This is a genomic window from Lunatibacter salilacus, assembly GCF_009797935.1.
In the GTDB taxonomy this organism is placed as follows: domain Bacteria; phylum Bacteroidota; class Bacteroidia; order Cytophagales; family Cyclobacteriaceae; genus Lunatibacter; species Lunatibacter salilacus.
The window spans coordinates 139,945-166,414 of the sequence record NZ_VOLC01000015.1; the positions used below are offsets into that span (position 1 = coordinate 139,945).

General features: G+C 43.4%; 23 protein-coding genes and 1 riboswitch. Of the genes, 11 read left to right on the plus strand and 12 right to left on the minus strand.

Annotated features, from left to right (window positions below; translation table 11 throughout):
• Nucleotides 1-94: 94 nt before the first annotated feature.
• Nucleotides 95-2,308, minus strand: coding sequence for an outer membrane protein assembly factor BamB family protein (locus FQ608_RS19285; RefSeq protein WP_158860127.1), 2,214 nt, complete (start codon nt 2,306-2,308; stop codon nt 95-97).
• Nucleotides 2,309-2,386: 78 nt separating this feature from the next.
• Nucleotides 2,387-4,267 (minus strand): c-type cytochrome, encoded by a 1,881-nt coding sequence (locus tag FQ608_RS19290; RefSeq protein WP_234364279.1) that lies wholly within the window; start codon nt 4,265-4,267, stop codon nt 2,387-2,389.
• A gap of 361 nt (nt 4,268-4,628) precedes the next feature.
• On the opposite strand from FQ608_RS19290, the gene FQ608_RS19295 reads away from it, so the two are divergent.
• Nucleotides 4,629-7,256: a histidine kinase N-terminal 7TM domain-containing protein gene (locus FQ608_RS19295; protein ID WP_158860128.1), complete on the plus strand. Its 2,628-nt coding sequence runs from the start codon at nt 4,629-4,631 to the stop codon at nt 7,254-7,256.
• Nucleotides 7,257-7,315: 59 nt separating this feature from the next.
• On the opposite strand, the gene FQ608_RS19300 is transcribed toward FQ608_RS19295, so the two are convergent.
• The 3 genes from FQ608_RS19300 to FQ608_RS19310 all read right to left on the minus strand — a co-directional run bounded on the left by FQ608_RS19300 (nt 7,316) and on the right by FQ608_RS19310 (nt 9,184).
• Nucleotides 7,316-7,636: a 2Fe-2S iron-sulfur cluster-binding protein gene (locus FQ608_RS19300; protein ID WP_158860129.1), complete on the minus strand. Its 321-nt coding sequence runs from the start codon at nt 7,634-7,636 to the stop codon at nt 7,316-7,318.
• Between the two features lie 15 nt (nt 7,637-7,651).
• Nucleotides 7,652-8,656: an NAD(P)/FAD-dependent oxidoreductase gene (locus FQ608_RS19305; protein ID WP_158860130.1), complete on the minus strand. Its 1,005-nt coding sequence runs from the start codon at nt 8,654-8,656 to the stop codon at nt 7,652-7,654.
• Nucleotides 8,657-8,749: 93 nt separating this feature from the next.
• A complete protein-coding gene (locus FQ608_RS19310; protein ID WP_158860131.1) occupies nt 8,750-9,184 on the minus strand; it encodes a MarR family winged helix-turn-helix transcriptional regulator in 435 nt (144 codons plus the stop codon).
• A gap of 126 nt (nt 9,185-9,310) precedes the next feature.
• Here FQ608_RS19310 and FQ608_RS19315 point away from each other — a divergent pair, with 126 nt between their 5' ends.
• Nucleotides 9,311-10,096, plus strand: a complete 786-nt coding sequence (locus FQ608_RS19315; RefSeq protein WP_158860132.1) for an SDR family oxidoreductase — start codon at nt 9,311-9,313, stop codon at nt 10,094-10,096.
• 136 nt (nt 10,097-10,232) lie between these two features.
• Here the strand turns inward: FQ608_RS19315 and FQ608_RS19320 are convergent, their stop codons facing one another.
• From FQ608_RS19320 to FQ608_RS19330, 3 genes are read right to left on the minus strand one after another with little or no spacing between them, the layout of a single operon-like run.
• Nucleotides 10,233-11,240, minus strand: coding sequence for an ABC transporter ATP-binding protein (locus FQ608_RS19320; protein WP_158860133.1), 1,008 nt, complete (start codon nt 11,238-11,240; stop codon nt 10,233-10,235).
• A gap of 6 nt (nt 11,241-11,246) precedes the next feature.
• Nucleotides 11,247-12,281: an iron ABC transporter permease gene (locus FQ608_RS19325; protein WP_158860134.1), complete on the minus strand. Its 1,035-nt coding sequence runs from the start codon at nt 12,279-12,281 to the stop codon at nt 11,247-11,249.
• Entirely contained in the window at nt 12,271-13,428 is a 1,158-nt protein-coding gene (locus FQ608_RS19330) for an ABC transporter substrate-binding protein (RefSeq protein WP_158860135.1), read from the minus strand. Before FQ608_RS19330 ends, FQ608_RS19325 begins: the two co-directional genes overlap by 11 nt.
• 98 nt (nt 13,429-13,526) lie before the next feature.
• A riboswitch (cobalamin riboswitch) is annotated at nt 13,527-13,742 on the plus strand.
• A 201-nt stretch (nt 13,743-13,943) separates the two neighbouring features.
• On the opposite strand from FQ608_RS19330, the gene FQ608_RS19335 reads away from it, so the two are divergent.
• On the plus strand, nt 13,944-15,827 hold the full coding sequence (locus FQ608_RS19335) for a TonB-dependent receptor plug domain-containing protein (protein WP_234364280.1): 1,884 nt from the start codon (nt 13,944-13,946) through the stop codon (nt 15,825-15,827).
• On the plus strand, nt 15,824-16,885 hold the full coding sequence (locus FQ608_RS19340) for a YncE family protein (RefSeq protein ID WP_158860136.1): 1,062 nt from the start codon (nt 15,824-15,826) through the stop codon (nt 16,883-16,885). Before FQ608_RS19335 ends, FQ608_RS19340 begins: the two co-directional genes overlap by 4 nt.
• A gap of 27 nt (nt 16,886-16,912) precedes the next feature.
• Here the strand turns inward: FQ608_RS19340 and FQ608_RS19345 are convergent, their stop codons facing one another.
• The 4 genes from FQ608_RS19345 to ruvC all read right to left on the minus strand — a co-directional run bounded on the left by FQ608_RS19345 (nt 16,913) and on the right by ruvC (nt 20,134).
• On the minus strand, nt 16,913-17,518 hold the full coding sequence (locus tag FQ608_RS19345) for a hypothetical protein (protein WP_158860137.1): 606 nt from the start codon (nt 17,516-17,518) through the stop codon (nt 16,913-16,915).
• Nucleotides 17,519-17,528: 10 nt separating this feature from the next.
• Nucleotides 17,529-18,806, minus strand: a complete 1,278-nt coding sequence (locus tag FQ608_RS19350; protein WP_158860138.1) for an LVIVD repeat-containing protein — start codon at nt 18,804-18,806, stop codon at nt 17,529-17,531.
• A gap of 219 nt (nt 18,807-19,025) precedes the next feature.
• The gene (locus tag FQ608_RS19355; RefSeq protein ID WP_158860139.1) at nt 19,026-19,442 is read right to left on the minus strand and encodes a nucleotidyltransferase substrate binding protein; all 417 of its coding nucleotides are present in this window, start codon (nt 19,440-19,442) and stop codon (nt 19,026-19,028) included.
• A gap of 119 nt (nt 19,443-19,561) precedes the next feature.
• On the minus strand, nt 19,562-20,134 hold the full coding sequence (gene ruvC, locus FQ608_RS19360; protein ID WP_158860140.1) for a crossover junction endodeoxyribonuclease RuvC: 573 nt from the start codon (nt 20,132-20,134) through the stop codon (nt 19,562-19,564).
• Nucleotides 20,135-20,232: 98 nt separating this feature from the next.
• Between ruvC and FQ608_RS19365 the strand changes: the two genes are divergently transcribed.
• From FQ608_RS19365 to FQ608_RS19395, 7 genes are read left to right on the plus strand one after another with little or no spacing between them, the layout of a single operon-like run.
• Nucleotides 20,233-21,321: a glycosyltransferase gene (locus tag FQ608_RS19365; protein WP_158860141.1), complete on the plus strand. Its 1,089-nt coding sequence runs from the start codon at nt 20,233-20,235 to the stop codon at nt 21,319-21,321.
• 23 nt (nt 21,322-21,344) lie between these two features.
• Nucleotides 21,345-21,596, plus strand: coding sequence for a hypothetical protein (locus tag FQ608_RS19370; RefSeq protein WP_158860142.1), 252 nt, complete (start codon nt 21,345-21,347; stop codon nt 21,594-21,596).
• A gap of 22 nt (nt 21,597-21,618) precedes the next feature.
• The gene (locus FQ608_RS19375; RefSeq protein WP_158860165.1) at nt 21,619-22,833 is read left to right on the plus strand and encodes a PP2C family protein-serine/threonine phosphatase; all 1,215 of its coding nucleotides are present in this window, start codon (nt 21,619-21,621) and stop codon (nt 22,831-22,833) included.
• A 2-nt stretch (nt 22,834-22,835) separates the two neighbouring features.
• Nucleotides 22,836-23,462 (plus strand): polysaccharide deacetylase family protein, encoded by a 627-nt coding sequence (locus FQ608_RS19380; RefSeq protein WP_158860143.1) that lies wholly within the window; start codon nt 22,836-22,838, stop codon nt 23,460-23,462.
• Complete coding sequence (locus tag FQ608_RS19385; RefSeq protein WP_158860144.1) at nt 23,459-24,565, plus strand: glycosyltransferase; 1,107 nt, start codon at nt 23,459-23,461, stop codon at nt 24,563-24,565. The genes FQ608_RS19380 and FQ608_RS19385 overlap by 4 nt, the downstream gene beginning before the upstream one ends.
• Nucleotides 24,566-24,612: 47 nt before the next feature.
• Nucleotides 24,613-25,395 carry a TatD family hydrolase gene (locus FQ608_RS19390; protein ID WP_158860145.1) on the plus strand — a complete coding sequence of 261 codons (783 nt, stop codon included), beginning with the start codon at nt 24,613-24,615 and terminating at the stop codon, nt 25,393-25,395.
• On the plus strand, nt 25,385-26,461 hold the full coding sequence (locus tag FQ608_RS19395) for an asparaginase (protein WP_158860146.1): 1,077 nt from the start codon (nt 25,385-25,387) through the stop codon (nt 26,459-26,461). The genes FQ608_RS19390 and FQ608_RS19395 overlap by 11 nt, the downstream gene beginning before the upstream one ends.
• Nucleotides 26,462-26,470: the final 9 nt, after the last annotated feature.

Below are 26,470 nucleotides of genomic sequence, written 5' to 3' on the forward strand. Positions count from 1 at the left end.
ACCAAAGGAAAGGGCAGAAACGGGCCCAATGGTCGTCAAAATTGTTCCGCTGGTCCAAAATTACCACAAACGCTGCATGAGCTTTATTCGCCCATTAATCCGGCAAGGAAAAAGCCATTACCGACCCCGCTGTGTTTTTTGAGTTTCCGCCTACAGAAAGCACGACATACTGCTTTTCCCCGACCTGATAGATACTCGGATTGGCATTGGCAAAGCCAGGTAAATCAAACTCCCAGAGCTTACTTCCCGTGTCCTTGTCAAATGCCCGAAACCTATTGTCCCGTGTGCCCGCAATAAATACCAATCCTCCGGCGGTTACAACAGGTCCTGCGGAGCCTGCTTCACCAGTTTCTTCAGGACTGGTTTGCAGCTCCGGATTATTTCCCACAGGGACGCTCCAGGCATAATCTCCCGTATTAAGGTTAATTGCATGCAACATGCCCCATGGTGGCTTTATGCCGGGTCTTCCCTCAATATCTCTAAAGTAGCCGTACGCAGTGAGGTTCAGGTAGCGAGGGAGGGTATCGAGGGACAGGGTTTCGAGAGATGCGCCATGGTTGCTGCTTATCTCTTGCAGAAGTGATGTTTCCCGATTGGGACGACCTTTGTTTTCATTTTCAAATAGAAATGCCAAGATGGCATCTTCTTTTTCCCTGTCCGTGAATACACTGGAGAAGTTGGGCATTTTACCAGCTCCCTGCTTGATTTTGGTAAGCACGTCTGCTTCGCTGATTCGGCCTTTAAGTCCTACCAAGGAAGGATTTCCCTGTTCATCACCATTTCTATCTTTTCCATGGCAGCTTACACAATAAGTGTTATAAATCGATTCTCCCCGCTTGTACACGGAAAGGTTGGAGATGGATTTTTCAGGCTCCACTTTTTTCAGGCGCATGATTTCAGGGGAGTCATTTGACTTGACATAAAGCAGTCCCGTGGAGGCATCAAAGGCTGCACCGCCCCAACTTGAACCTCCCCGCGAACCGGGAAATTGTAAGGTGCCTTGGACGGAAGGGGGAGTGAAAAGTCCCTCATAGCGTAAAGACCTGAACACTTCAATCAGTGAGTCTCTGGATGAGGTTGAATAGTCAGCTATATCCGATTCGTCCAGGTACTGTCGGGCATAAGGGGCAGGTTTCAACGGAAAGGGTTGGGTAGGCCAGGCTTCTTCACCGGGGATATCCGAAGGTGGTACCGGCCGTTCTTCTATGGGAAATAATGATTCGCCAGTTTTTCGATCCAACACATAGAGAAACCCAACTTTGGAGGTTTGGGCCACCGCATCAACTTTGCGGCCATCGTGTTCCAAGGTCACTAAATTTGGCGGTGCGGGCAAATCATAGTCCCAGAGGTCATGGTGTATGGTTTGGAAGTGCCAGATATATGCACCTGTGCGGGCATCAACGGCCACCACGGAGTTGCCAAACAAGTTCATTCCTTTTCTGTCTGCGCCGTAATAATCGTATGTAGGGGATCCCGTGGAAAAAAAGACCATTCCAAGGGAGCTATCCAGGCTTAATCCACCCCAATTATTAGCTCCTCCGGCATATTTCCACGCGTCAGGGGGCCAAGTTTCATAACCGACTTGCCCTGGGAGGGGTATCGTGTGAAAGATCCATACAAGCTCCCCTGACCGCGCGTTATAGGCCCTTATATGGCCGGGTTCGGCACCGTAAAGCTCCGAAACCTCTGTGCCCAAGATCAACAAATCTTCGAAAACAATGCCTGGTGATGTGGGAATTACAGAAATTCTATCCGGATCGCCCCGCATGCCTTCATTTAAATTCACTTTACCCCCAATACCAAAAGTTGGGATTGGATTCCCTGTTTTTACATCTATCGCAAATAACTTATCCCCTCCGGTAAATAGAATTCGTTTGTCTGAACCATCTTCCCAATAGGCTACGCCCCGTTTGATGCCTCCTCCCCGTCCCCCTTCGAATGGATCGAAACTCCATTGCAATTCGCCGGAAACTGCATTCACGGCAAATAGACGCCCTCTGGCAGAGGTTGTGTATAGGATATCTTCTATGATAATGGGATTACTTTCGCTATTAAGCGGTCGTCCACCTTCAATGGAATCGTTAGGTTCGAAGACCCAGGCCACATTGAGTTTGGCAACATTTTCCTTGTTGATTTGATCAAGGGGGGAATAGCTGCTACTTTGCGAATCAGCCTTATAGACACCCCAATTGGCATAGGGGTCGGGCTTCACGACACACCCAGTAATCCCGAATAAAAGGGGAAAGAAGGGGATAAACCACAAAATCAACAGGATATTCCCGGTCTTATTAATCTGTGCGGATTTCATTTCGAGACTTCTGGTTTTGTTACGTTTCCAGGTTGAAAGCAGGTAAATTAAGAATTTTCGCTCAATATTTTTACCTAATCAGTTGACTACCTTTCCTCTTATTTTAGTAACTTCGCTAGGTGTTACAGCACTTGCTTTATTGCCCCATCTGCTTCGGATATAGGTGGTTATGGATGCTACCGCATGGTCGTCGAGGATATTGGCGTGTGGCGGCATATATCCGTTGTAAGTTTTTCCCCTTACCGTGATTTCTCCCTGTATGCCGTTTAGGATTGAAGCGACTAGCGGCTCGACTTCCCCAAGTACCCGGTCGGATAGGGCAAGAGGTGGGAAACGGTTTTTGTCGCCCTCCCCATTGCGCTGATGACAGGTGGCACAATAGGTGTTGTAAAGAATTCCACCTTCAAGCAATGATCCTTTATCCAAATTATCAACTCCTTCCACGGGTGTTTTGATATAGGTCTTAAGCGCTGTAAGGCGGTTCATTTCCTCAAGTTCCTTTTCCCCAAAAGCCTTCTTGTTTCCCTTGTACATCACCCGCCAGATTTTGCCCTTGTTCGATTCAGATATGTAAAGCGATCCATCAGGACCTTCGGCCAAACCCATGGGTCTAAAGTTGGCATCTCCGGTATTTTCTACCGTATCTACTCCCGCAAAACCATCCGCAAATACCTCCCAATCACCCGCAGTGCCGTTGGATAACGGTACAAAGCAGACGATGTATCCGGCTTGCGGATAGGGAGACCGATCGGTAGAGCCATGAAAAGCGACGAAAACACCCTTTTTGTACCGGTCCGGAAACTGATTTCCTTGGTAAAAAAGCAGTTCCATAGGTGCCCAATGTCCTGGGAAACCCACTACTGGGTTCGCAAATTCGGCTGCCCTGCCGACAATATTTCCATCTCCGCCATAACCGGGGGCCAATACATTTTTCCCCTGCAATTGGTCATAATAGGCATACGGCCACCCAAAATCGTCTCCTTCCGTTACCCTCACTAGGGTTTCAGATGGTAATACAGCAGCTTGCCATGAAGAGTATAGTTTTGGATAAAGCGTATGGAAATTGTCAATTCCGTTGACCACTGCATAAAGATGGTCATCCAAAGGGCTCCAGGTCATGCCTACAATACTCCGAAGCCCGGTAGCATACTTCACCCCATCTGACTGAATTTGTCCCTCCATGTTGGCATCAAACTTCCAAATGCCTGCATTCATCTCCCGCTCAGGACTGGGGTCAAGTCCTTTCCCTTCTGGGATGCCCGTAGGACCATACAAGTTGATATCCTGACCTGCATCCGAAGGAGATCCAAAAGGTATATACATGTTTCCGCGACCGTCAAAAGCAGCCGGTTTGGTCGTATGCCAGTTTCTGGCCACATTCGGATGATTATCTGTTAGAATGACCTCTGTCCTGCTACGGGGTATCAGTTCCCCAGGTGTTAGTTTATTTCTCAGCACTTGCTTGACGGTGCTGGTATATAGGTATCCGTTGTGAATAGTTACGCCAACTGCAGAACCTCCTACATCTTCATAATCTCCAAATCGGACTACAGAGTCTGCTCTACCATCCCCATTGATATCCCGAAGCCCTACGGTGCCCCCTTGTTTGTCCCTGGAAAAGCGGAGCTTGGCATAAATGTCCCCATTTTCATTAACAGCAATATGACGGGTGGGACCAACGCTGTCAATGACTACCAATGCCTCAAAGCCACCCGGTAAAATCAATCCGCCATTGTCCGCGTCACTAGGTGGTAGTGTTATATGCTCATTTTCACAGGAAATTAAAACAAGCATTGCGATGAATAGACAATAGCCCCTGAATCTTAAGATAGGTTCATGAATGAAAACAGTTATATTGATCATTCTTGTTGAGGAAGGCATGATTTGTTGGATAATATGGGAGATCTCCTTTTTCGAAGGTAATTTAACTCCCCCAAAGGTATTTTTTACATTAGTCATCAGATTTTATTTGAAAACCGCATGTAGTTTGATGGATGGTAGGAAAAATTGTTTAGGTAGGGGATAATGTTTTTTTTATCTTGATTGTTACAAAGGGATTTTGAATCGCCCAGGTTTAATTTCTTGTAGTCTGGGTGTTTTTTCAAAATTTTTTGAATGGCAGTTGAATAGGTAAAGTTAATTTTTGCCCTAGAATCTGCGTTTTAGTAAATTATTCTTTACTTTTACACCATTAACAGCTCTATTTATCTGCATTCCGTAAAAATTCCATTAGATTTAAGTTAATCTGTAGGTATCAGGCTTATACTTTATTTTGTTTAATGAGCCGTCGATTACTTTTTGTGTCCCCGAAACATTTGTTATGTTGGAAAATTTCGACTTAAATAGTATCGTTTTATTGATGGGGATATCAGGCCTTGTCCCGCTGATACTGGCTTGGAAAGCTTCCCAACTAGGCAAATCGGAGGAAATTAGGTACTTTATTTATCTTCTGGTATCTTGTGCCGCCTATTCGGTTTTTTATGCGTGTGAGCTCTCAGCATCCACGCTTCCTGTTAAGGTACTTTTTCTGAAATTACAATATTTTGGGGCGGTTTTTTTTGGGCCATGTATGTTTCTTTTTACCTTGAATTATTCAAACAGAGAAACGGCCATAAATCCCAGATTGCTGAAAATGATTTTTATATTGCCACTGCTTTCTCTTTTGATGGTTTTATCAAATGACCTTCATTTTCTTTTCTATGCCTCGTATCGGTTGGTGGATTACGGGATTTTTGAGGTGTTGGTAACTGAAAAGAGATTTTTTTACTGGTTTCATCAGGTGTATACGCTACTTTTTTTGATTCTAAGTCAGCGCTACATTATAAATATGATTAAAAATGGAACGGCATCCGGCACCAAGCAAGTTAAGTTGATTTGGTTTGGAATGTCCTTCCCGGTGATAGCATATGCCATCTATTTAACAGGGACCGTTCCTATGAATTTAGATCCTATTCCAATATCATTTATTGGGACCGGATTATTTGTTTTTCTGGGTTTGACCAAATACCAATTATTTAAAGAAACTCCGATTATTTATAAGACGCTATTTGAAAGCCTATCGGATGGTGCATTGGTATGTGATACGGAAGGGAACCTTGTCTTCTGTAATCCCGCCGCTGCTAGAATTCTGAAGCTAGCTAAAAGTAATCAAAAATTTCATCCAAATCTTACTACTCAAGTTGCGTGGAATAAATTAAAAGGTGTCTTAGAAAAATCCGATGAAAAAGGTATAACGATATTTAAATGGGACGAAAATGAAGAATACAGATGGTACTCAGCCTCGAAATCACCCATTAATAATTCAAAAGGTAAGTTTTTAGGGGAAATTGTAGTATTGAGGGACGTGACTTCCGAAAAAGACTATCAGCGAAAACTTGAATTGGCAAAGGAAGAGGCCGATAAAGCAAATAAAGCCAAATCCGAATTTTTAGCAAATATGAGTCACGAAATCCGTACACCACTGAATGGGGTTATTGGTTTTACAGAGCTATTAAACAACACCCCATTGTCGAATCAGCAAAAAAGGTATGTTTCTACCGCCTATAATTCAGCTAATACCTTGCTGGAGTTGATAAATAATGTACTTGATTTATCTAAAATTGAAGCGGGCAAATTTGAATTGGATTACCAGGATATAAATTTACAAATGTTATATCGGACCATCTCCGATGTGATGAGCTTTCACGCAAATAAGAGTGGAATCGAATTCCTTATAAACTATCCCGCAAATGTTCCCATCTTGGTTCGTTCGGATGAACTGAAGATAAAGCAAATCCTCATTAATTTACTCAATAATGCGCTGAAATTTACCAAAGAAGGGGAGGTGGAATTGTCTGTAGAAGTGATGGACCGACTCCCAGATAAGAAAGTTCTGTTGAGGTTTCAGGTCAGAGATACGGGTATTGGAATAGATCCAAAAAAGCAGGAACTAATTTTTGAAGCGTTTTCCCAGGCCGATTCGTCCACAACCAAACAGTATGGAGGTACGGGGTTAGGATTGACTATTTCCAACAAACTACTTTCTCTGATGGGGAGCCGCCTCCAAGTGGAAAGTGTGTTGGATGAAGGAAGTATATTTTACTTTGATTTGGAGGTAGACGATTTGAATGCACCCAAGCCGAGGCAACTACCGTTTGAAGAGTTATCAACTGCCGTATTAATTGGATGTTCCCCCATGCTGATAAACAGCGCGAAACTTTACCTGGATCAGCTAGGCTACGAAATCCGGAGCTGTGATGAATTGACAGATGCAAAAGAGATGCTACAGCGGGTATCTGGGGTAAAATGCATACTAATTAACCAACAGCTTTCCGAAAAGGAGAAAAATTTCACCGACCTTAGGGATTTTATGGTTTGGGGGAAAACAATAAACTTGCCGCCCTGCCTCATGTTGTTACCCGCGGATGTCCCGGAGAATACTCTTACCAAGTTTACTTCTATTGGGTATTCTAACGTGCTAATTAAACCAATGATGCTCGATAACTTGACAGAAGCGTTGGATAAAATTAGCAGCTTGGCCCTCAAGGAAGAAAGTGAAGTTATTCCGAAGGATAAGGAGCTCTCCTATTACCACTTCAAGGTACTTGTGGCAGAAGATAACGCAGTCAATAGGATGTTGGTTCGCGTCTATTTGGGAAATATTTTCCCAGGTATAAAGGTACTGGAGGCGAATAATGGGAAAATAGCACTTGAGTTGTTTTATTCGGAAAACCCTCATTTAGTATTGTCTGATATCCAGATGCCTGAGATGAGTGGATACGATTTGGTAGCAGCAATAAGAGAACATCCCTCAGGAAAAGACTTAGGTATTATAGCCTTGACTGCCAATGCAGGGAATGCTGAGGAAGAAAAATGTAAGGCTGCTGGCTTCAATGACTTTATTTCCAAGCCGGTTAGACAGGAATCCTTTAAAGAGGTCGTTCAGAAATGGGTCAAAAAAACACCCTAAAAGGAATCAAGCTTGACACTGAATGATTCCTTCTAGGGTGTTTTTAATGTGATTAGCACCTAGTTATCTTCTCCTCTAAGTTTGATCACGGATCCTTCCAAGAGATCACTTATTCGTATTTGACAGGCGAGTCTACTAGTTGGGAAGTATTCCGGCAAAGCTTCCAATTGATCAAGCTCCACATCAGAAGCAGCACCCAGTTCATCTTTTCCATCGAGTATTTCCACGTGGCAGGTAGCACAAAGTGCCATGCCTCCGCAGGTAGCCAACACCGGATATTCATACGCTTTCAAAATTTCCATAAGGCTCAAGCCCATATCGGCAGGAGCCTCAACATCCTTGCGATTTCCTTGGTGGTCTTCTATCGTAAATTGTATCATGACGCAAATTTAACATTAAAATGCATTGACACCATTTACAGTAGTATATTTAAAACTTAATTTTTGATCTGGGTAGACAAATTTGAAGGCCGAATGCATCATGATGGCAGCTTCATGGAAACCGCACAAGATAAGCTTGAGTTTGCCTGGATAAGTGTTGATGTCTCCTATCGCAAAGATTCGGTCCACACCTGTAGAATAATCCCTGGTATCTACTTCAATTGCATTTTTATCTATTGTCAGTCCCCAGTCAGCAATAGGTCCCAGCTTGGGACTTAACCCAAATAGCGGAATAAGATAATCTGTGCCTATTTTGATCTCTGCTTTGGACTTGTCGGTCAAAATAACGGTATCAAGATGTCCATTTCCCCCAAGTTCTTTTAGATTGGCGGATAAAATCAAATCAATTTTCCCATTGTTTGCCATATCAAACACCTTGGCGGCTGTGTCCGGTGCGCCGCGGAATGTCTCGTTCCGATGAACGAGAGTGACCCTTTCTGCGACATTTGCCAAGTAAATGGTCCAGTCAAGAGCTGAATCTCCACCACCCGCTAGAACAACCCTTTTATCACGAAATAATTCGGGGTTTTTAACCATGTAAGTCACTCCCTTGCCCTCGAAGTTTTCCAATTTTTCGATTACAGGCTTCCTGGGTTCAAAACATCCCAGTCCGCCGGCGATAATAATTACCTGGGCATGTATCTGTGTTTTGTCACTAGTTGTGACGGTATAGGATCCATCCCCCTGCTTGTTCAATTGATCCACACGCTCTCCCAATGTAAACGTAGGCTTAAACGGTTTGATTTGCTCCATCAAGTTGTCTACCAGTTCCTGGGCCTTCACTTCGGGATATCCTGGAATGTCGTAAATTGGTTTTTGGGGATATATTTCGGAAAGCTGGCCTCCGACCTGAGGCAATGCGTCAATCAAATGACAGCGCATCTTCAATAAACCTGCCTCAAAAACAGCAAATAAGCCAACTGGGCCTGCTCCGATAATGCAAATGTCAGTAGTAATCATGTCGTGTCTTTTTTTGAAAGTGTAACGTCTTTGAAAAGCGTTTGTTTGCGTAAGTATAATTCGTATAGCAACCAAATTTAAAATGCTGTTGCTCTATGATTCTAGGTTCTGATAGATAGTGTCAAGAATCCGTTTAAACTCGTTGAAATCATTTTCACCAAGATTTTTCCAAGCCTTTTGCCGGATTGCGGAAATTTGTGGTTTAAGTTCCCCCACTTTGCTTTTGCCTGATTCAGTGAGGAGCAATTGGAAACTCCTTCTATCCAAAGGATGCGGAAGCCGTTGAACATAGCCTTTCTTACATAGAAGATCAATGATCCGGGTAAGGGTAGGATGATCTTTAAATACGAGTTGGGCCAGTTCAGTCTGGCTTAAGCTGTCATTTTCAGACAGGTTTTTAAGGATAAGCCATTGGTCAACGGTGACATCGAATTCGTTTTGCTTAAACTTTTGCTGGGCATATTGCTTAACCCTCCGGGCGGTCCGGTCGAGTAGAAAAGAATACTTGCTAAACTGCTCCTGTGTCATACCAATAGTTAGTGCAACAAATATACGGATATTTTAAAAAAATAAAATAATAAACTCTATAATGTTTATAGGTTTTGTTAAAATGTTTTTCGTCACCCGGATGTTTTTATCTTTGTATAAAAAAAGATGAACATCAATCTAAATGGATATCAGGCCGTAGTGGGAGGGAGCAGTCGCGGATTGGGCTTAGCTGTGGCCAATCAACTGGCAGCTTCAGGTGCACAGATCACCCTAATGGCCCGAAATGAATCAAAAATGCAGGCGATACAACAGAAATTGCCAACCCCTAATGGTCAGCTGCATGATTATTTGGTAGTGGATTATGCGGATTTCCCCGGTTTTGAGCGGATAGTCACTGACTTTTTTGAAAGCAAATCAGTGGATATTTTGGTGAACAACACCAATGGACCCGCACCGGGTACGGTATTGCAAAAGGGAATTGACGAATACCAACAGGCTTTTGATCTGCTGTTTAAATCGTATCATTTGCTCACGCACCTCCTTCTTCCCCGAATGCATTCAAACGGGTTTGGTCGCATCATTAATTTATCTTCCACCTCTGTAAAAGAACCGATACCCAATTTAGCGCTGTCCAATACGATTCGAACGGCCGTTATCAGCTGGGCAAAATCATTGTCACGGGAAGTGGCACCTTTTGGGATAACGGTAAATAACATTCTTACCGGTTCCTTTGACACCGAAAGAATCACGGAAATTTTGAAAGCGCAATCTGAACAAACAGGAGCTTCTTTGGAAAAATTGACGGAAGAAAAACGGGGTAAAATCCCAGCTGGGAGATTTGGTAAACCTGAGGAGTTTGGCTACCTCATTGCCTTTTTGGCATCTCCGATGGCGGGTTATATCAATGGTGCCAGTATCCCCATTGACGGGGGGTATTTGACGGCTTTATAAATAGGTGATATTAATAGATACCTGCCTTAGGGACGAAGAGACGAAGAAAGGGGGAGGCATAGGGACGAAGAGAGGGGGAGACTTAGAGATGTCCCTACGTCCCTCAGTCCCTTAGTCCCCATGTACCTCCGTCAACTCACCCCTCACTCATCATTACCTGTCTAAACCCAATGATCAACTTTTCGATGCTATCACATGCTATTTTTTGTCCCTTTACAAGTGCGACAAGGTGGAATGGATTCGACTCTATATCGATCTTGATGGGGGTTGTGTGTATTGGTAAACTCGATTTTTCCAGGGCAGCAACAACCCAGGGAACAAGATCGCTTGGACCACTAATATTAAGAGGCTGAGAGGAAATCTTTGGTTTGATTTTACCAGATTTCTGATCAAAATATAACCTTTCATTTGGCAGCAAAGTATCTAATTTCCCTTGGATAACAAGGTCTTCCGGTAGCCCGGAAATAATCGGATGACCGCAGGGCATCAGTAGGAGCTTATCTGCTGATTCCAATGCAATTTCCAGGTCATGTGTCACTACCAAAACGGCTTTTTTCTCCTGCTGAGCAATTTGGCGCAATAGAAACATGATTTCATGTCGATTGACCAAATCGAGGTGCGCTGTTGGTTCATCCAAAAGCAGTATTTCTCCATCCTGAGCCAATGCCCTCGCAATCATTACCTTTTGCAACTGACCGTCACTGAGCTCATAAGTTGGGAAATCACGGAGGTATCCTGTTTTGGTCGCCTTGATAGCTTCATTGATTTTGGACAAATCTTTTTCCCCCAGCCGGCCCATCCAGCCTGTGTGCGGAATTCTTCCCAGTGCTATTAAATCTCCCGCCTTCAGATTGCCTACCTGTAAGCGGTCTGTCAATACGACGGATAATTTTTTCGATAATTCTTCTTTTGAATAGGCATCGACTTCTTTCCCGCAAATCCGCATTTCACCGGACAAAGGAGGTAATGTTCCCATTATGGTGCGTAGGAGGGTGGATTTTCCAACTCCGTTTGGTCCCAACAGGCAGGTCAATTCACCAGCTTGTATCTCAAAGCTAATCGCATTGGCCACCTCATGGATTTCCTTTCTATTCCGGTAGCCAAGGCTAAGGTTTTTTCCGACAAGTGGGGTAGGCGTTTTCATATTGGGTTAAAATTCCTTGCTGAAATTTCTTCTTAAAATCAACCAGATGACAACCGGAGCACCGAAAAGAGAGGTAATGGCATTTATCGGCAAAGTTTGCGCCGATCCAGGAAGCTGACTGATCGTATCACATAAAAGCATGACGATAGCACCTAAAATGGCCGATCCTGGAAAAAGTAACCTATGGTCACTTGTCTTTAGTATCATCCTCGCGATGTGAGGCACAGCAATACCGATAAAGGCAATCGGTCCGCAAAATGCAGTCGCACAGCCTGTTAATATTCCCGTACTGATGATCATGATCCAACGAAGTCGGGAAATATTGACACCCATACTTTGGGCATAATTTTCACCCAACAACATGGCATTATATGATTTGGCCAAGTACATTGCTGGGGAAACACCTATCAACGTGGCAACGAAAAATACAGCTAATTGATTCCAGCCCGTACTACCCAAGCTGCCCATAGACCATACCGTAAACAGTTTGAGTTGTTCGGCTTGGCTAAAAAAGGATATTACAGAAATGATTGCGGCCGCCAAGCTGCCAAACATAAGGCCGATGATCAATAAGGTCATACTATCCCGAACCCTCCATGCGGCTAGGCTCATCAAAAGTAAAACGGCCATAGAACCTGAGGTTGCGGCCAAGAACAGCATCCATGCATTGCCGAATATTCCCGGAATTAGGGTACCAACAGCCGCTCCCGCCATGAGCCAAATGGCTACACCCAAACCTGCACCCGAACTGATGCCCAGTACAAAGGGTCCAGCCAATGGATTTCTGAAATAGGTCTGCATTTGAAGGCCACTTACAGATAGGGAGATTCCAACAAGAATGGCTGTTAGGGATTTGGGTAATCGATATTCCAAAAAGATGATTTCCCAAGAAGATTTACTGAATTCGTTGCCCAGGATTCTGCTGACTATTTCAGTAAATGGTATAGCAACCGAGCCCAGTCCTAGATTCAGAACCCAGACTAGTAGGCACCCTATCCCGGAAAGCAGGAAGTACAATGATGGAGTAAACTTATTTTTCATCCATTTGGGTGTAAAAATACAATTCATAATCCGGCAGCAGGTCCGGGTTAAGGATTTTTATTAGATCAAGCAGCACTAAATCCGGCCGCACATACCCCAGTTCAAAATAAAGCAGTCCTCCTTTTTCACCTTTTCTATGGGTATAAGTGAATACCTGCTGATTACGGAATGCGTCAAATGCCAAATACCTTTGATCCGCATTTGCCATGGCCGACAGGTTGGCGAAGTCAGCCGCACCTATCCAATAGTCGGCATTTTGCGCCTGATCAAGGACATATTCATAGCTTAATGTCAAACTGCCAGTCCCATCCAAATCATGGAAAATATATTGACCACCAGCCGCCTCCAACAGGGCTGCGGCCCAGGATTTGTTTCCAGGTGCATACCAGATGTCCTGATACAGTACTCCTGACAACACAGTTGGCTTTTTGATTAGTTCTTGATTTTGAATAAGTGCTCCGGCAGCCTCAAAAGCACTGGAAATAGAATCGAATACAACCGTTGCCTCATCCAGTTCCCCCATCAGGGCACCTGAAAACTTAATCCATTCGGCCCTCCCCAAGGGAGTTTCTTCCACATAGTCTCCGTTAATGACCGCGGGTATTCCTGCTCTCCTGTATAAGTCTAACTGATCCAGATCATTTCCCAAGGTGGAAAGCATGATCAGATCCGGGTCCAGTTCCACCACCTTTTCAAGGTTGGACGTAGGACCGCTACCCAAGTCCGACACTTCTCCAGCGTTGATCCTTTTTCGAACGGATTCTGAGGAGATCAAATCCAAATTCGGAAAGCCCGACAAGTAATCTGAGACACCCAATAAGTCTAAGTGTGGAACTTGGGTGGTGGAGGTCAGTACCACTCTATTTAGAGGTAAATGAATGACGGCATCAAATTCAGTTGTGTCCAAAGAGGGATCCTGTTCTGCAAGGACTAGGTACCGAAAGGAGTTTTCAGCATTTGGAAACGGGGCTAATACTTCCACCAAAAAATTTTTGCCGGATTTTTTTAGTGTAAAACCTCTAGCGTGCATCAAATCAATTTCTTCCCATTGAATCTCCGCCTCATGAGAATTGCCTGACGGGGTACAGGTCCACAGCAAACAGGGAGAAAGAGCAAAAATTAAGCGTGATTTTAAGAAAACATTCATCAATGGAGAAACTAAATTCGCATCAAAATAAACCATTGTTGAAGCGATATCCAAAAAATTATTTTTGGCAGAAGATTTTAAACCGTCCGTTTTTGCGTATGTTTGTTCCGAAGATTGGTTCCCAAACCTATTTCTAGGACCTTGGGATTAATAGGGAATTCGGTTAAAAACCGAAGCTGTCCCCGCAACTGTAACCCTAATCGGTATTGCCGATTGGTAATTTGCTCTTACATCGCCATTGTTCCCTCAAAAAGGAACGAGAAGGCCGGCAAATTCAGGGAAGCCAGGAGACCTGCCATTTTCAATAGTGTTCAACGCGTTCGGGTGAAAGGCTTAGAAAGAATTTAATATTACGCAATTTTCAAGGAATTTCGGTTGGTTTTAAGGGGACTTCATCTCTTGAACGTCTAATCTTTTTGCTTTGGTGACACGTTGCGTGTATTGGATTTTCTCAATCTACGAATCAAATGCGTTGGACAAAGTTCATACAAGTTCTAAGTGTAGGTTGAAAAATTTTGGTCGGTTTAATAATTGCTATATTATTTAGTTGGTTTCCCCTTGGTGCTGATCGTGGGGTTAACCTTTCTGATACCTTGGAGTTGGGCATTGTAGACGTGTACGGTGACTCCTTGGGGAAATATGCCATGGGCCAATACATCCTTAGGTTCGGAAAAGAATCTTTGGAGGAGTTTGGCGGGCAGTCCTTGGGGGACTTTTTGCAGGCTAGATCGGGATTGTTTTTGCGGCAATATGGTCCGGGCATGGTCGCGTCACTCACTATGCGCGGAACATCTGCGGGGCACAATGCGGTTTTCTGGAATGGTCTGCCCATCAACAGTCCTTCCTTGGGACAAATGGATTTTTCGATTTTGCCGGTAGGGGGGTTCGATCTCGCCCAGGTACATTTCGGTGGGAGTGGGGCCTTGTATGGGACAGATGCCATAGGCGGTTCTATTCATTTAAGCAACGAGTTAGCATTTAATCAAGGCCTTTCTTTTAATACCAGTAATCGTTTTGGGAGCTTCGGTGCTTTCCACAATCAAGTTCAGGGAACTTATTCGACAGCCGGATTCTCATCCAAAACCCAAGTGTACAGGCAGCAGGCTACCAATAATTTTCCTTTCACCAATTTAGCCAAAATTGGCACTCCAGAGGAACGGCAGGATCATGCGGCTGTTTTTCAGTGGGGTGCGGTTCAGGACCTGGCATGGAACCTTTCTTCCCAAACCCAAGTCAGTACATCTCTCTGGTGGAATTCCAATGACCGACAAATACAGCCGGTTATGGGTAGCAATAACCGGGATTTGCAGCTAGACCGGAATCTCCGTTGGGTGGCAGATCTGCATCATTTTGAGAATAGCCGTGTCTGGAATCTAAAGACGGGAGTAGTGTGGGATAAGCAATTGTTTAATGAACAGGCGGACAACCGTACGAGTCAATTTTTTCTGGCTGGAGAGTTGGATTGGGAAATATCCAAAATGCTGCAGTCCAAATCAGGTGTCCGACTTACTGATGTCAGAGGCAACCTGAGTACGTTTTCGGAGAATGACTTTCGGGTAGAGCTCTATCAATCCACAAATATAAGACCAACGGAAAAGTTGGGGTTTTCGTTGAATCTCCGCCAATTGGTATACTCTGGAAACTTTGCCCCATTTACGCCTAGTTTGGGAATGGAATACACGGTTTTTGAGCATGAGCAGCATAAAATTTCAGGATCAGCCGCACTTTCAAGGAGTTTCAAAGTCCCCTCGTTGAATGATCGGTTCTGGATTCCCGGTGGAAATCCGGCGCTTCTTCCAGAGAGGAGCCTAAGTGGAGAAATTGGGATGGGCTATTTGTATAATATGAAGAACCGGAAGTTCAATGCCAAGGTGACCTATTACCGTATGGCCGTCGACCAATGGATCGTTTGGATGCCGCAACCCAGCTATTGGGCACCCCAAAACATACAGGAGGTCAACAACCAAGGCTTGGAAGTGTTTTTGGATTCTGACATTCCCCTTTCTTTTGGGGTATTGCAACTCACAGCTAATCATGCTTGGAATGCAACACAAATTATTAAGACTGGGGATTCAAGTCGGGCAAACAATGGAAACCAACTTCCCTACACCCCTGCACATAAAAGCCAAGCCACCGCACGCATAAAAAATAAATCCATGGGGTATTTCATCAACACACATCGGGTAGGAACACGATATATCAGCATGGACAACCAAACTAGCTTGAGTCCTTATCTCCTCGTGGACATTGGGATAGACAGGAAGTGGTCTCTGGGAAAAAACCTGCGTGGATCGATGGGATTTCAAGTCAATAACATCGGGAACACTGAATACGAAGTGTTGAGGCTTAGACCCATGCCGGGAAGAAATTTTCAATTTAATCTAACTATATCTCAATGAAATCAATTAAATTTTATCAGTATCTTTTTGTTAGTTTCCTTCTTGTCACTACCCTTTCCTGTATCTCCGATCCGATAGAAATTCCCTTGGGTGAATATGAAGGAGGCGTTTTGATCATTAATGAAGGGGCGTTCGGTGCCAATGACGGAGAAGTTTATCACTATGACCGGGAAGGACACGGAATTACTTCGAACGTTTTTGAGCGTGTCAATTCCAGACCTTTTGCCGGTGTCATCCAGCACCTAGCACATCATGAATCCTATTTTTATTTGGTTGCCAATACAGGTAAAGTGGAAATCGTGAACGACGCTGACTTTGTAAGTGTCGGTGCCATCACTAGTGATCAATTGGTTATTCCCAGAGCAATAGCCGTTGCCGGCCAAAAGCTATTTATCAGTGATTATGGTCCATACGATGACCAATGGAATAATCCAGATTCTTTTATCGCCGTAGTGGAGGGCAAAGAAGGAGGTGGAGTTTCCAAGACCATTCCTGTTCCCAGCCAGCCTGAAGGGCTTTTCGTAGTAGGAGATAGACTTTTGGTGGCCTGTACCGGAGGAAAAGAAGTAGTTGTAGTTGATACTCAAACAGAGGAAGTAGTCACCAATTTGCCGCTGCCTGAAGGGTCTCCATATTCCTTTTTTAATTACAATGGGAAGTTATATCTATATGCCAGAAGTGCTACCCATGTGTACTTTTACCAGCTAAATCCCAGCAGTTTTGCAATTACCGACGTAATCGATATCCCAGTCGCAAACTCCATTTATAATGGAAATTTTGCCTTGGGTGAAAATGGAAACGTGTATATCATCCAAACTGGCGGAAGCACAGATAAGATTGTGGTAGTATCTTTATCTACACGCGAGATCTTGGATGATAATCTGTATCAGGGGTCAAATTTCTATGGAGTCGGATACGATTCATCGACCAAGAACTTGTACATTGGTGATAATGCAGGCTGGCAGTCCAATGGTGAGGTGTTGGTAGTCAATGAGGAGGGTTCTTTGCAGCGAACCTTGGAAGTAGGAAAGGGACCCTCCGGATTTCTGTTCCGTTAAGTCCCTTGAGTTTCTGAATATAGTATTCTAATGAAAGATAAATCCCAGCTTCACACTCATACTCCGAAGGATGATTTCGTCTTTGCGGATAGAGTGCCAATGGTCAGGATTGGAAGGGGACGGAAAATCCAACCAAGGATCATTTATGGGACTGCCTACAAAGTAGGTGGTTCCCTGTCTTTTGTAACCCAAGCTAAAGATCATAGTAGATGATTCTCTTTTTCTAAATTGAAATCCTACAGTAGGATGGACCATTAGGCCTCCTTCAAACCAAGAATGCTGACCCCATTCGGAAATTATTTTCCTTTCCAATATCATGGAGCCATAGCCCAAATCAAACCCTGCGAACAGAGACACCTTGTTTTCTGGTCGCAGGGTACCCCTCCATCCCATGCCGAAAGGGACTATCTTTGCGCCTGGATATCGGTCAAAGCCGACTAGAAAACCAAAATCATGGTTCTGGTTAATCCGAACTCCGTGAAGAGTTTGTAGACTGAAATTGACTCTATCTCCATCTTCTACCTGTCCAATTAGCACTCCTACCTCTGAGTGATTTACATAAGGGAGATTTTGCCCAAAGGAGGTGAAAATAGTAATCAGCGATAGCAAAAGGGCTGTAGAAAGCTGCTTCATCCTTAAGGGATTATTGAAAGCCAACAGTGATACAGCTCAATTTTTCCAGTTTATCTTTCTGGGTATAATTAAACTGACAGACACCATCAGGTCCTATCACAATAAGTGACTTGGGACCGGGGATGATATCGACAGATCGAAAATCGTCAATATGCTCTACAGGCAGGATATTCATGACATTGGTGACATCGTAGCTTTTCAGACCAAATTTACCTTCGGCTAGGTAAAGGTGCTCGCCGGAAAGACCCAGGCCGTGTGGGTTTTCCATCGGATAGGATTTAAGGAGCTTTGGATTGTAGGGGTCTTGAATGTCCAAAATTTGCAATTGGTCCACACCCATACGGCAGGTTACTCCAGACCTTAAGGTAACAAAAGCATACTTTTCATTGACCACCACGGGATCGCAGGCGGTGACATGCTGGTAGTTGGACATCTGTGTCGGGGAGGCAGGGTCACTAGCATCATAGATGTACATGCCTGTCATAGAGCCGATAAATAGTTTGTTGTCAAAAGGGAAAATGGTCTCAATACCCCATCCTAGAGAAACATCAGTAACAAAATTCGGGTCAGCGGGAGTGTTTACATCAAATACCCTAAGCTTGCGGTCATCTACGGCATACAAGTGGTTGTTTAGTAGGGTAAATCTAGCCATGGATCCTCCCTGACCATAACTTTGTGCCCCTGAAAAACTCGCACCGGCATTTGCGAAGGTGGTAAAGGCCATCATGTCTGTCCTCCATGCTGGCCTACCCCAATGGCCGAACATCATATTCGCATCAACGGATGTGACGAGCGTATCTTTATAGGTGACGATAGTTCCCGTTTCCTCGTTGGAATAGATATTTGGAAATACGTCGGTTTCCCTTTTTATCAATTTAATATCTCTGGGATCGGATATGTCAAAAGCCAATAAATCTACGTAGTTATCAGCATATAAGACGTTGCTGTTGATAGCCAAATCTACGGTGCCTGGAATATTGATAAAATTTAGATTTCTCGGAGAAGCGGGGTTGGCATTGTCCAAAATGTGGATTCCCTTATCGGGCTCACTGATGAAAAGGTAATCCCCATAAATGTAAATTTTACCTGGACTTTCTAGCTGCTTGCCGGGTTCAATGACTATATCCGCTTCCCGAAAGGTATTGACCTGGAGAAATACAGGTACCTGTGTTTTGTAGGAATAGGTTGTGACAACCTCGTCTTCACATGCTGTAAAGAGAAAAATCAGTGGAAGCAGCGCCCAGACTGCAAGATTCTTCATAAACTGTTGTTGTAAGAATTTTTTCATGGCGAGTTGACTTTTGGTTATAATGAAACACAGATAGGTTGATAACCTTTCTTGTTTAATTGATAAACCAAAGACGAAAGTTTTGTTAAAACCGCTACAACTCAAACAAAAATAATTTGACTTTTTTTTAACCCCAAGAAAGTACTGATCTCAAGGACCTTTTTTTAATTACCCATTCGGAAATCAAGCAATGAAGGCAGATTGAATCGTTTTAGTGGTCTAGGCATTCAATTTTTTAATAAAATTTCGCTCAAAGTTTTGCAACAAATAGAGGTATTTTTTTACAATACCTTCTGCCAGTGAGCCCAAATAATCGCCGGGATACATAGGAGTGTATTTAATCCGGCAAATGATAATGTCAAGCCATCCTTGCCCGTCATCAATAAGGTCTTCGTTGAAAGCTTCTACGGTAATGTCCCTGGGACCGGTAAAGGGTGCTCTTCCCTGTTCTTTAAAATACGTCTGAATAGTTTCCATAGCCAATTCATGGGCCTCTTCGAATTTAGTAACTATATCAGGACGCAATTTTTCCAGCGTGCCTTTGGCTTTGGCGTTTTCTATTAGCTCCCTTAACTCTTCAAGGGTAGCCTGGAATTTTTCAAAACAGTTTTCGCAAGTTATTATGGGCTTTTTCATGTTGTTCATAAGTTGTAGTTTAAACAGAAAGGTCGGTGACTCCCAATTGCCGTAGGAAATTAACTATTTCAATATAGTGTGATTTTTTTAGATTGCCAGAGTTTCTATGAAAAATCAACTTATTTTAATCGCTCGGGATTTTCTGCCAAAAACGATTTCCAACCTGCATTCCTTCCGCTGCTCTGTATACGTCCCGAATGGAAATGGTGGCAGACAGCCACAGCCAATGCATCCGAAGCGTCCAGCAATTTGGGTATCTCAGTCAAGTGAAGTAAGGTTTTTAACATTTCTGCAACCTGTTCCTTGGATGCATTGCCATTGCCGGTTACGGACTGCTTTACTTTTTTAGGAGAATATTCGGTGATGGAGATTTCTTTGGCAAGTGCCGCAGCCATTGCTACTCCCTGAGCTCTTCCGAGTTTTAGCATAGACTGGATATTTTCCCCATAAAATGGCGCCTCCAGGGCCACGGAGTCGGGATGGTATTCGTCGATGATCTGAGTAACCCTGTCGAATATCTTCTTTAGCTTTAATGCGTGGTCACTATATTTTTTGAGGTGGATGACACCATATTGGATGGTTTCCATAGCGTTGCCACGGATTTGAATTAATCCATAACCCATGACATTTGTGCCCGGATCTATTCCTAATATAATTTTTTCTTTTGTATTTATTTTCGCTTCTTTACCCATCACCGCAATTTAAGAGATTTCCCGCTATGCATCTGTCCTACCCCGGTTATTTATTCAGTCTATCCGTGGTGGACGCGGTTCATTTTGGATGGTTAATCATGTACATAAGCATCATGGTCTACCTTTATTTAAGGTATAAGCGGATTGAGTCTAAGCCACACTGGACTTCTCAGCCCTTTAAGGTAGCGTTGATAATACCTTTTAGAAATGAATCGAAAAACGTTCAGCGACTAGCTGGACAATTGGCCAAGTGCGTCCCCAATTCATGGGAAATCATTTGGGTAGACGATCACAGTGAAGATTCATCCACGCAGCTGCTAGTGAGTTGGATTAACACACATGAAATTGAAGGCTGGCAGGTGCTTGCCGCCAAGGGTGAGGGAAAGAAAAGGGCACTACATACTGGGATTCTGTGTTCCTCTGCCGAAATAATTGTAACTACCGATGCGGACGTGATTTTGGATCAGGACGCCTTCGCTGAGTTAATTCTCCCATTCTCTGACCCGGATGTAAACTTGGTGGCCGGACCAGTGATTTCCCAACGTGGTTCTGGCGTGTTTGACGCCTTTCAACAGATAGAATGGGCCAGTGTATTGCTGGTAACCGGTGCGTTGTTTGAAGCTGGAAAACCGCTGATGTGTAGTGGTGCCAATCTCGCTTTTCGAAAAAAAGTATTTCTTGAGGTAGATGGATATAAAGGCAACGAACATCTATTGTCCGGGGATGATGAGTTTTTGTTGAAAAAAGTCGCCAAAAGATATGGTCCTTCCTCGACAGTTTTTCTGGCAACTACCAAGTCACTTGTGTTCGTTCCTCCAGCTAACCTGGTAGGTGAATTTCTTCAACAGCGGGTTAGGTGGGGAAGCAAATGGCGATCCCATGGGTCGTTGTTCCATGCAATTTCTGCGATGTTTGCCGTTTTGTTTACTGTCCTTCCATTGTTCTCATTACTGTTTTTTCTGGCAGGATCCCTGTCAGGATGGATGTTGGGGATTATTTGGATTGGCAGATTTATGTGCGACTACTATATACTAGGTAACGTATTGAAAGTACTGGCTCTCGATTTCCAGTGGTTTTATTTCCCAGTCACGAGTTTGATACATCCAGGGTACGTTCTTGCGGTATGTCTAGGGGTTATTCAGGGAGGATTTTCTTGGAAGGGTCGAAAAAGTAAGTTATTTCATTAATTTTACATCTTAATTAAATAAAAATGTCTGACGATGAATTTGACTTATTGGATGAGCTTTACTTTTTGCAGTCATTCGCTTATCTAAAGGAAGTAATGGATTGGGAGGAGGAGAGACTTTTGAATACCCTCCAACAATTATATGACAAAGAGTGGATCAAACCTTATACTGCTCCGGATGAGGAAATATTTGAAAAGACCAATCTCCATATCTCTGGACAGCTTTACTTTTATTTGGCAACTAAAAAAGGACTTTTAAGTCATAATACAATCTAGGGAATTAAACGGAATGAACCCATTGACTACAGAAACGGTAAAATATCAGCGAAAAGAACTTGAATTGAAAGCATTACTGGAAATTACCCAGGCAATCAACGAGAATAAGACCGAGTCCGTATTACTGAATATTTTCAAATTTACCTGTTTGGTTCATTTGAACATCAAATCTATGGTATTGTATGTGGCGTCCGGTGGGAAATTTGATCTTCGTATTTCCCATAATGTCAAAGGAAAAATCCCCCAAATTATCCCCCAAGATGCTGTGGTGGAGAATAAAGCTCTGGGAAAACTCAGTCTGACGCTTTCCGAAGATTATTCGTTTTCGGAAATAGATATATATGTGCCTGTCTATCATAAAGACAAAATGCTGGCAATCCTGCTGCTTAAGCGGAAAGACGAATCGTCGGAATTGGATTTGAACTTCACCCAGGCACTGACCAACATTTTGGTAGTTGCGCTGGAAAATAAACGCTTTGCCCGCCGCCAGTTGGAGGAAGAGCGGCTAAGAAGAGAAATCGAAATTGCCAGCAACGTTCAGCGGATGTTGTTCCCCAGCAAACTGCCCCAAACAGACAATCTGAACGCTAAAGTGACGTATATCCCTCATAGCACGGTAGGAGGGGACTATTATGACCTCATTCAAAAAAGTCCTGACGAGGTATTTTTCTGTATAGCGGACGTCTCGGGAAAAGGAATGCCAGCGGCCCTACTGATGTCAAATTTTCAAGCTGCACTCAGGACATTGTTGCGGAGCTCCTCTGATTTGAAAATGATTGTTGAACAGCTTAACTTTACCACTTTTGACAACACACAAGGGGAACGGTTCATTACCTTCTTTTTGGGCTATTATAATTATAAGACCAAATCGCTAAGTTATGTAAACGCAGGACATAATCCCCCTATTCTATGCAGGGATGATGCGAGAGGTGAACCGGAGTTATTGGAAGCCGGTACAACTATATTAGGAGCATTTGAGTCGCTCCCATTTTTGGAAACAGGTTTTAGAACCGATTTAAACAAATTTACACTTCATCTATATACCGATGGACTGACAGAAACCATGAATCCAGCAGATGAGGAATACGGTGACGAAAAGTTCACCGAATTTATCAAAACTAATAGTTATGATGATCCTACGGTATTTCATAGTCGTTTTTTCGATGAATTGGATTCGTATTCACAAGGTCAGCCAAAATGCGATGACATTACCTTACTTAGTATAAAATTCAATTAGCCATGTTTCTTTATCGGGTGCCAACTCTCGTTCAGTGGATTTATCCCAGATATGTCTGGCACATGGACCGTTCCGAACCAAAAGTATACCTTACTTTTGACGATGGGCCAGTGGACGGGATTACCGATTTTGTGTTGGATTTGCTTTTGGAAAGGAACATGAAGGCCACATTTTTTATGGTTGGTGACAACATCCTTAAATATCTCCCTCTGGCGAGAAGAATTGTGTCCGAAGGCCACCAAGTAGGAAACCACACCTTTAATCATCTTAACGGATGGAATACCTCACCTGAAAAATACCTTGAAAATGTAGCTCAATGTCAGCGGACAATTGAGGATCATTTGGGGGTGAACACCGACCTTTTCCGCCCCCCATATGGAAGGATGAGCCAACTTCAACGAAAGCATTTGTGCAAAGAATACCGCATTGTTATGTGGGAAATATTGTCCGGAGACTTTATCACCGGGAAAAATGTTGCAGGAACTCTTAAAAAGATCTCAAAAAAGACCCAAAACGGTTCCATCATCCTTTTTCATGATCAACAAAAAACAGCCAAATTTGTCAAGCGGATATTACCTGGATATTTGGATTTTTTGGAAAAGATGGATTTTAAATCGGATCTGCTATGATTTTCTATTTAGCCATTTTAATAATAACCCTACTTATTTTACAGGACTTGGCACTTTTTGTTTTTTTCCGGTTTGGTAATGTTAGGGACTATGGGAAGGAAGATATAGATCATTTCCCGGAATTGGCGGTAATTGTCCCGGCAAGAAACGAACAAATCAACCTACCTTCCTGTCTGGCAGCCCTGGAAAAGCTGGACTATCCAAGTGAGAAAATTGATTTTTATATAGGAGACGATAATAGTAACGACGCTAGTTGGGAAATAATGTCTAATTGGGCAGCACTTGGTTATAACAGGTATTCGGTGCGGTTAGCATCCCCCGATTCCCCAACGCTCAATGGAAAGGCGGTAGCCCTGCAAAAATTAGTTGCGAAAAGTGAGGCGGATTTTTATCTGTTTACGGATGCAGATTGCCAAGTCCCCGTGTCTTGGGCAAGGCAGATGGTAGCCTCCTACCGACCTGGAGCCGGAATGGTGACCGGAATTACGAAAATCGAGGCAGATAACTGGTTTGGACGTATGCAGGCTTGCGACTGGTGGCTGAGTTTGGGAATGGTTAAGGGATTGGCGGATTTTGGGATCAACCTTACCGCCATGGGCAATAATCTAATGGTCGAAAAGGATGCCTATAAGGCGGTAGGAGGGTTTTTGGAAGTTGCTGACTCGGTGACAGAAGACTTGGCCTTATGCCGGAAAATGTTTGAATCGGGATTTCGCCCGATTCATCAGGTAGACTCCAAATTGTTGGTTATTACGCAGCCTGAGGCTACTTTTCCCGCCCTTATGCGCCAGCGGAAAAGGTGGGCCAGGGGGGCACTTACACTTCCCTGGACTTGGAAAATGCTTTTGTTTCTTCAGGTTGCCTTTTTTCCGTCGATAATTACCTTGATAATTTTCTTTCCCGTCGTGGGTATCCTTTGCTGGATAGTAAAAGTGATTGTCCAATCGTCAATGTTAAAAAATTTTGCAGCCCGGACTGAAACTAAATTGACAACATTAAACTTATTAACCTTCGAGTGTTATTATGGCATCGTGGGATGTTCAACAGTGCTTTATTATTTTTGGCCATCCAAGATTCTCTGGAAAAACAGGGAATATGCTTAAAACCGAAGAGAATTAAACTTCGATAGTTTTAGATTAAAGAGAAAAAGATGAAATTTATAGATACACATGCACATATTTATTCTAAAAAGTTTGACGGAGACCGGGAAAAAATAATCCGGGAAACTCAGGATGAAGGGGTGGAAAAAATATACATGCCCAATATAAGTGTAGAATCGATAGACGATATGCTGGAGCTGGAGCGGATATTTCCGGAGGTTTGCATTCCAATGATGGGATTACATCCCTGTGATGTCTTACCCAATTTCCAAAAAGACCTATATGTGATGGAAGAGTGGATTTCCAAACGGGATTTTGCCGGAATAGGGGAGACAGGCATTGATTTATATTGGGATAAGACCTACCTGAATGAACAAAAGGAATCGCTAAAAATTCATGCTGAATGGGCGAAAGAAAAGGGGTGGCCTTTGATTTTACATTGCAGGGATTCAATGGACGAGACCTTGGAGGTGATTGAATCCTTACAGGACGAGCGTTTATTTGGGATTTTTCATTGTTTTTCCGGCTCGTTGGAGCAGGCAAAAAAGATAATTGAGTTAGGTTTTTATCTGGGTATAGGGGGGACTGTGACCTACAAAAACAGCAGTCTGAAAGCACTTCTCCCCCAAATAGGCCCTTCAAGATTAGTCTTGGAGACGGATAGCCCATATCTTGCTCCAGTACCCCATAGAGGTAAAAGAAATGCTCCTTCTAACATCCCATTGATTGGGAAGGAAATAGCTGCGATTTTAGACATATCTCTAGCTGAAGTAGCAGCAGTTACCACTGAAAATGCCAAGAAGATTTTTAATCCTGCAAAAGATGAATTATAAAATCGTCCGATTAAATACGGCAGCAAAGAAGGAAATAGAACATTCAGTACTCATAATATATACAGGGGGTACATTGGGAATGGCTTACGATGCCTCTGGGGCATTGGTGCCGTTTAATTTTGGTCAAATTCTGGAAAAAGTACCCAACCTGACCAACATGAATATCAGTATTACGGTGATTTCCTTTCCCGAGCCGATAGACTCATCCAATATCAACCTGCAGCATTGGGTGGATATGGCATACATCATTTATGAAAATTACGACACCTACGATGGATTTGTTGTTCTTCACGGGACAGATACCATGGCTTATTCTGCTTCCATGCTGAGCTTTATGCTTCAGGGCTTAAATAAACCCGTGATATTCACAGGAGCCCAGCTTCCCATCAGTGAAATGCGCTCAGATGCCAGGGAAAATCTCATGACTTCCCTGGAGATTGCTATTTCCAAATCTGATGGAAAACCCATTGTTCCTGAGGTATGCATTTTCTTCAATCACATGCTCCTCCGCGGCAATCGGTCAAAAAAGGTGCAAAGCGTTCATTTTGATGCCTTCGAGTCGGAAAACTATCCACCTTTGGCAGAGTCAGGCATCATCATTGACTACAATTATCCTGCAATTCGAACCTTTGAACCGGGGAAGCAGCTGAAATACATGAATCAGTTAAACAATCAGGTGGTAGTTTTAAAACTTTTCCCAGGCATAACCAAGAAGGTTATTGAAAGCTTCATTAAAATAAAGGGGTTGAAGGGAATTGTTTTGGAAACCTATGGGTCTGGAAACAGTCCAAGTGAACCTTGGTTTTTGAAATTGATGGAAAGAGCTGTCGCCACTGGGTTAATCATTTTTAACGTGTCTCAATGCAATGGGGGACGGGTTATTCAGGGAAGATATCAGACCAGCCGAGACCTCAAACGTATCGGGGTTTTGAGTGGTGGAGACATTACTACAGAAGCGGCGATTACCAAACTGATGTTTCTTTTGGCAAATGAAACGCTGGAATCTGAAATAAAGCGTAAGTTGATTACTCCAATGGCTGGTGAGATGTCTGATCTGAGTAACTAATTTTTTTTT